At 74.2% G+C, this 1,007-nt stretch carries 1 protein-coding gene; it reads left to right on the top strand.

From position 1 onward, the window contains the following. Positions 1-959, top strand: a 959-nt coding sequence (locus tag ACFWOG_RS40950; protein WP_380364849.1) for an MFS transporter, incomplete at its 5' end; no start/stop codon positions are given. Between the last annotated feature and the right edge of the window lie 48 nt (positions 960-1,007).

The following is a 1,007-nucleotide window of genomic DNA, read 5'->3' as shown; positions in this document are numbered from 1 at the left end:
GTTCGGTGGTCGCCGCCGACCAGGTCGCCCCGCACAAGAGGGCCGGCGCCATCGCCCTCATGTTCACCGGACTCACCGCCGCCAACGTGCTCGGCGTCCCGATGGGCACGCTGCTCGGCCAGCACTTCGGCTGGCGTTCCACCTTCTACGTGGTCGCCGCGCTCGGGGTGATCGGCTTCGCAGGCATCGCCGCGCTCGTCCCCGTCCAGTCCCGGCCGGAGGGGGCCCGGCTCGGCGCCGAGCTGGCCGTCTTCCGGACCCCGCAGATCTGGCTCGCGCTGACCATGACGGTGCTCGGCTGGGGCGGCATCTTCGCGATGTTCACCTACATCACGCCGATGATGACCGAGCTCGCCGGCTTCTCGCCGTCCGGCGTCACCTGGCTGCTCTTCCTCTTCGGGGTCGGCCTCTTCGTCGGCAACCTGCTCGGGGGCTGGTTCGCCGACCGCGCGCTGATGCGCAGCCTCTACGTGATCCTCGCGGTGCTCACGGTGCTGCTGTTCGCCTTCACCTTCGCCGCGCAGAGCCGGGTCGGCGCGATCGTGGCCATCCCGCTGATCGGGGTGTTCGGTTTCGCCACCGTCGCCCCGCTGCAGAAGCGGGTGATGGACCAGGCGGCGGGCGCGCCCACGCTCGCCTCGGCCGCGAACATCGCCGCGTTCAACCTGGGCAACGCGCTGGCCGCCTGGCTCGGTGGGCTGGTCATCTCGGCCGGGCTCGGCTACCAGGCGCCGAACTGGGTGGGCGGACTGATGGCCGTCGCGGCGCTCGGTGTGGCCGTGCTGTCCGGTGCTCTGGACCGGCGTGCGGGCCGGAGCGGCGGCGGCCGGGTGGTGGCGGCGGGGGGACCGGCCTCCGGCGGGGTGGCAGCCGCTGCCGGTCCGGACGGCGCGGTGACGGCTTCCGCGTCGGCCCCGGTGGCGGGGCCGACGGAGCGCGCGGTGGCAGCCGGGAGGTGAGCCACGGCCACGCGGCCAGGCGGAAGGGCCCGGACGAGTGTCCGGGCC

Origin of the sequence: Kitasatospora sp. NPDC058406, assembly GCF_042722765.1 — a bacterium.
In the GTDB taxonomy this organism is placed as follows: Bacteria; Actinomycetota; Actinomycetes; order Streptomycetales; family Streptomycetaceae; genus Kitasatospora.
Note: the sequence above shows the minus strand (reverse complement) of the source record. Positions and strands in the feature narration are given on the sequence as shown.